5 protein-coding genes are annotated in these 5,242 nt (G+C 56.4%); all 5 read left to right on the forward strand.

The window, feature by feature from the left end:
* Nucleotides 1-707 precede the first annotated feature (707 nt).
* On the forward strand, nucleotides 708-2,186 hold the full coding sequence (locus tag ACXWUF_RS18035; protein ID WP_458495993.1) for a hypothetical protein: 1,479 nt from the start codon (nucleotides 708-710) through the stop codon (nucleotides 2,184-2,186).
* Between the two features lie 165 nt (nucleotides 2,187-2,351).
* The gene (locus ACXWUF_RS18040; protein ID WP_458495994.1) at nucleotides 2,352-2,765 is read left to right on the forward strand and encodes a helix-turn-helix transcriptional regulator; all 414 of its coding nucleotides are present in this window, start codon (nucleotides 2,352-2,354) and stop codon (nucleotides 2,763-2,765) included.
* The gene (locus ACXWUF_RS18045) at nucleotides 2,765-2,968 is read left to right on the forward strand and encodes a hypothetical protein (RefSeq protein ID WP_458495995.1); all 204 of its coding nucleotides are present in this window, start codon (nucleotides 2,765-2,767) and stop codon (nucleotides 2,966-2,968) included. Before ACXWUF_RS18040 ends, ACXWUF_RS18045 begins: the two co-directional genes overlap by 1 nt.
* A complete protein-coding gene (locus ACXWUF_RS18050) occupies nucleotides 2,965-4,554 on the forward strand; it encodes a JAB domain-containing protein (protein WP_458495996.1) in 1,590 nt (529 codons plus the stop codon). Before ACXWUF_RS18045 ends, ACXWUF_RS18050 begins: the two co-directional genes overlap by 4 nt.
* Before the next feature lie 58 nt (nucleotides 4,555-4,612).
* Nucleotides 4,613-5,242, forward strand: a 630-nt coding sequence (locus tag ACXWUF_RS18055) for a bifunctional DNA primase/polymerase (protein WP_458495997.1), incomplete at its 3' end; no start/stop codon positions are given.

The following is a 5,242-nucleotide window of genomic DNA, read 5'->3' on the forward strand; positions in this document are numbered from 1 at the left end:
CTTCTCGGTCAACGCCTTGGCGATGGTGGCGTCCAGGCTCTCGGCGTTGAGGAAGGAAACGCCCCTGCCGTAGGGGGTTTCGTGGAACTCGTAGCCGTTTTCCAGCCAGATGTTATCCAGGCCGCATTCCTGATAGTGGTAGTGGTTCATCGCTTGTTCTCCACCTCGATGATGAGGGCGGTCCAGCCGCCCATTCCTTTTAGTACCGCCGACAGTCTCACATTCACACGCCCGCGCTGAAATGCGCCATCCGGCATTGCACGTCGCCATGCGGGTTGATGGCGGGCGCTTCGGTCAATTCGCCTTCCTTCAAGCACAGCATGACCTGACGCCGGGTGACGATCCGATACCAGGAGCTTTCCCCTTCCTGGGCGGGGGGAAGATGACCCGCCCTTGTTCGGCGGCTTCCCGGATCAATTCGATTGCCCGGCGGGCCGTTATTGGAAGGTCAGGATGTTCGTGTCATTATTCCTCCCTAGACCTATAGAAATTATAGGTAGCCGTCCCGGCTTGCAATAGCCCGCCCCCGTTCATGCTGGATTTCCCGGCGCTGACGCTTCGGGGGGATGGGTTGGGCGTGGCCGGATCGTGGATGGCTGTGGGCTGGGGCTGGCCGGAGGATTCCCCCTTTATCTGGCTGGCGTGGTTCCTTCTGTAAGGGGGTTGGCGTCAATGGGGGCGCTATGTCGATAAACCGAAAACTCAATGTGCTTGGCCCGGCTTCTGCTGTTCAGCTTTCTCAATATCTTGAACTGCTTAAAAGAGATCGTCCGACGTGTGATCCTGAACAAAGGTTAATAAAGCAGCTTCTAAACGGCTTGAGAATCTGCGATTTTGAAGGGCATGAAGCTATTTACTGTAATTTCGAGTTGCATCCCTATTCAGGCGATATGCCTGTAATAGTGAAAGAAGGTCTACCCGCTTTATGCGCGGAAGATATTTTCAACCGAGAGGCGCTAAAAAAGTTTGCTGTCCGGCTTGAAGACGTGGCTGGTTATCTCCGCGATCATCATCCGCTTAAACAAGAATTTCCTTGGCTTGACCAGAATGAGGAAAAGCTTACGTTGCGCGTGGAAGACCAAACGCAAGAGGCTTTTATCAGTTATTTTCGTGCGGAAGCTATTCTACGTAAATGTTTCAATGAATCGGGGCTTGAGATAACGCAGGGAGAAATCGCATTATGGTTGAATAGCGGAATCATTCATGCGTGGACCTCTCCTTATATTGGTGCTTGGCCTATCGAATATGACGAATGGGTGGAAGAAAGGCGCAGGAAAAGTCCTACAGGAGCGTTAAGCTTGCAACAACGTTTGGTTCCTTTATGGTTTGACCAGAAAGAGTTGGAAACGGTATGTCCTCCCATCCGCTGGTTGTCTTATGACCAGTTATGTAAGCGGTGGAAGTCGTTTTTTCTTAGCGAAGAAGATATTCTTTCAGTTATCGAAAACCACCATTTCGAGAATGGACCACATATCCTAATAAATTACCCAAACCCCTTAAGTTTCTCAGAAGCTTGCAAGCTCTGCTCGTTTGAAGACATCGCCTCTGCACGCGAGGCCCGAAATTACTTTCCTGGCGCGTACTACAGGCTTTGTGACATCGAAGAGTACGAAAAAAAGAACCTGCTTCCGGTTCTTTCTGATGGGGCGGAAGTGGAAACCATCACCGCCGATGAAACCAAGCAGTCACCCGCGCAAGACCACATATCAACAGGGAGCGCTGAACCTGCCACCCTGGAACCCAGCAAGGCCAACCAGGACCACGAAGCCACATCCCAAGCACCGGCCACCACAGCCGATAGTTCCGAAGGGCAAGCAGCGCAACCTTCTGAGTTAAGCCCACAGCCTCACACAAACCAAAAAACCAGCAAGGAAAAGCGCAACAAAGGCAGAAGTAAAGGGGATACTACGGGGCTTTGGAAATGGGCAGACCCGTATATTCTAGCTCGTCCAGACTGGACGCCTGACCGATTCATCCGAGAATTCAAACGGCTTGTACTTATAAAAGACCCGAAATATCTGTTAGTGAGCCGTGGAGAACAGCCCAAAAGAAAAAATAGGCAGGGGGAAATGCCTGACGGGAAAACGCGGGGATTTTTCTGGCAAGGCGCGTGCGGCCAACTGTTCGTAAGCGATCAAAGGATAAGAAATCACATCGGAGAATTAAGAAAGCCGACAGAGAAATAACCTGTCAAGCCCTGAGTCGCCGTGATTTACGGCGATTCTTCCCGCCTAGTTCCCAGCCAGAATGAAATTTTCCCGCCTAGAACCGACTTCCCGACGAAACATCTAGTCGGGAAAAATCCGGCTATATGCTTTGCCTTCCTTTTTAATCCGATAAGGAACGGCAACATGACTCAATCAGTTCAAATCAAAGGTCCGATATTGCGCCCGGCCAAAGCGGCGGAATATGCCGGTATTGGACTCACCCTTTTCTACGAAAAGCAAAATCCAAGCTCCAAGTATTACGACCCCGATTTTCCCGTAGTGGTATCGCTGGGCGGTCGGTCGGTTGGGGTTTATCAAAGTGAGCTTGATACTTGGCTAAGTTCCCGTCCGAGATTAACGGTTGATGAGCGCAAAAAGCGCATAAATGCTACCGCCAAATCAAAACCAAGCCGGGAGATAGCGGGCGCAATCCAGGCCGCTGCTTATGGTGATGAGTTAATCGGGGTGGAATCGCCCATTATCGCGGCGGCTAAGATAGTTTCCGCTGACATTCGGGAATTGCTCGACACCCTGTTTGAAGAGCGGGGTATCGAATAATGAGTGCCCAATTCTCTAATCAAAAGGCCGCATTAACCGAATCAGTTAAAGCAATCAGCACTGTCCGGGGCGAACTGATTAAGTCGCCTCTTCTGGAAAATGAAACCCGCCGGTTAGTTAATATCGCCCTGGCGAACTCAGTCCAGGAAATCGACTGTGTGGTGATGGCGTTGGAGGATGTCACCGGGGGGATTCCAGAATGAGTTACCCGCAAGTCATCGAATTGCACCAAGTCAAGGGCGAGGCCCGCATAGATTCCCGGATCATCGCGGAGGAATTGGGGAACATCCATATTGAAATGCTGGACTTGGTTCAGCGGTATCAAACCGACTTTGAAGAGTTCGGGGTTATTCGGTTTCAAACCCAGAAACCCCCCAAGGGCAGCAAGGGCGGACGCCCCGAACGCTTTGCTCTTTTGACCGAGGATCAAGCCTACCTGCTGCTGACCTACGCCCGGAACACGCCGGAAGCGCGGCGGCTCAAGGTCAAGCTGGTGAAAGCGTTCTCCCGGTATCGCGACGGTAAGCAAGTGGCGGCGGAATACCTGCCGCTCTATCACACGCTGCACCAAGGCGTGAAGGCGCTGGCCGTCCGGGCGCACGAAGCGGGCAGCACCACGCCGGAGGAGTTCTTTCACGTCAATGTGAACCGGCTGATTAACCGGGCTTTTGGTGTGGAGTCGGGCGCACGGGGCGGGCTGTCGCCCACTCTGCGGGTGATGATGGCGGCGGCGCAAGCCATCGCCACCGAGACCTTGGATAAGGCGCTGGGCGAAGGCTTGGACCACCGGGCGGCTTATGCACGGGTGAAAGAGTCGGTCGAGCGCTACGCGGCGGGCGGTCTGGCCCTGATTTGGCGGGAGGGCTTCGTAATGGCAGCCTTGACCAACATCACCCACCCGGCTACCCTGCTTGCGCCGTCGCACCATGCGGCGGTCGGGCGTCGAAACCCGAATAGTATTGGCGCACAGCGCCACATCAAGCGTACCGGCGCGTTTTTTACGCCCGTGGTACGCCTGCATTATGGCGGGCTGGGCGGGGCACGCTTCGGCGTGGCCGGTATCCAATACGCCGGTTTTCGACCCCCGTTCAGCCCGTCGCCCATTCCGCGTCGAAACGGAACGCGACGGCTTCAACCCTCAGTATTGGAGCCTGCCATGTCTAAATCCGTCCGTGGGCAAAATCCGCCCAAAATCTCCCATTCATCCGCAACAATCCCGAATTTCCGCGTCTGCGAGAAGTCGGGCCGCTACGTCACCCGCAAGCCGCTGACCGATGAGCAAATCATCCAGGCCGCGAAGCGCCTGCTAGAGCGCCGCGTTTTCCGCGACACGCCCGCGTTGACCTCGCCCGCCCTGGCGCGGGATTACTTGACCGTGTGCCTGGGCGGGCAGGACCGGGAATTGTTCGGCGTGTTATTCCTGGACACTAAGCACCATCCGCTGACCTTTGAACCGCTGTTTTTTGGCACGCTAAACACGTCGTATGTCCACGTCCGCGAGGTCGTCAGGGCGGCGCTGCGGCACAACGCCGGGGCGGTCATCCTGGCCCATAACCATCCGTCCGGCTCGGTCGAGCCGAGCGACGAGGACCGCCGCGTCACCCGTGAATTGAAGCAAGCCCTGTGGCTGGTCTCGGTGCGCGTGCTGGATCACTTCGTCATCGGCGGCGGGCGGACGTTCAGCTTTGCGGAACATGGTTTGCTCGATGATGCGCCCGCCATTCAGGCAACGGTGACGGCCATCCAACCCGGCGCGGCTCAAACGAGCGAGGGAGGGCGCGATGACTGACCAAGAAAAAAGCCCGACTCCGACTATTGCCGGAGCGGGCCTACAAAATGAAAAAAACGTGGACATTCTAGCCCGATACGGCGCGGCGGGCTTCCACTTCGTGAGGATTCCCCGCGTCAACGGACGCCCCACCAAAGGCCCGACCGGGACGGGCTGGAACCGGCCCCGCACGGCGGACAACCCGCAAGGCTATACGCCGGACGTGGTGGCGGCGCGGGACTGGCTCAAGGCCGGGGATAACATCGGGTTGGCCCTGCTACCAAGCCGGGTAGCCTCCCTCGACCTTGACGACTTCGACGAAGCCCGCCGCGTGTTCGGCGAAATCGGCTTGCCCCTGGCTGACTGGCTCAACGATCCGGGCCAGGTGGAAATCCGTTCCGGCAAGCCGGGCAAGGGCAAGCTGCTGTTCTACGTGGAAGTCCCGGACCTGATCGAATGCTCCCGCAAGCTGGTGTTCGGCAAGCGCCCCCACGAGCGGGCCGTGTTTGAACTGCGGTTCTGCTCCAAGGACGGCAAGACGATACAGGATGTTCTCCCGCCTTCGATCCACCCGGACACGGGCCAACCCTATGCCCTGGTGGGCGATCCCACCCGAATGCCCCCGCTTCCACCGGCCTTGCTCAAGCTCTGGCAGGAATGGCCGGATGGGCTGCTGAAATCCTTCGACCCGACCTATGAGCCACCGAAG

Source organism: Methylomagnum sp. (assembly GCF_054333355.1).

Excerpts from the sequence above, each read along its gene's own strand:
- ACXWUF_RS18040 (WP_458495994.1), top strand. The coding sequence starts at position 2,352 with ATGACTCAATCAGTTCAAATCAAAGGTCCGATATTGCGCCCGGCCAAA.
- ACXWUF_RS18045 (WP_458495995.1), top strand. The coding sequence starts at position 2,765 with ATGAGTGCCCAATTCTCTAATCAAAAGGCCGCATTAACCGAATCAGTT.
- ACXWUF_RS18050 (WP_458495996.1), top strand. The coding sequence starts at position 2,965 with ATGAGTTACCCGCAAGTCATCGAATTGCACCAAGTCAAGGGCGAGGCC.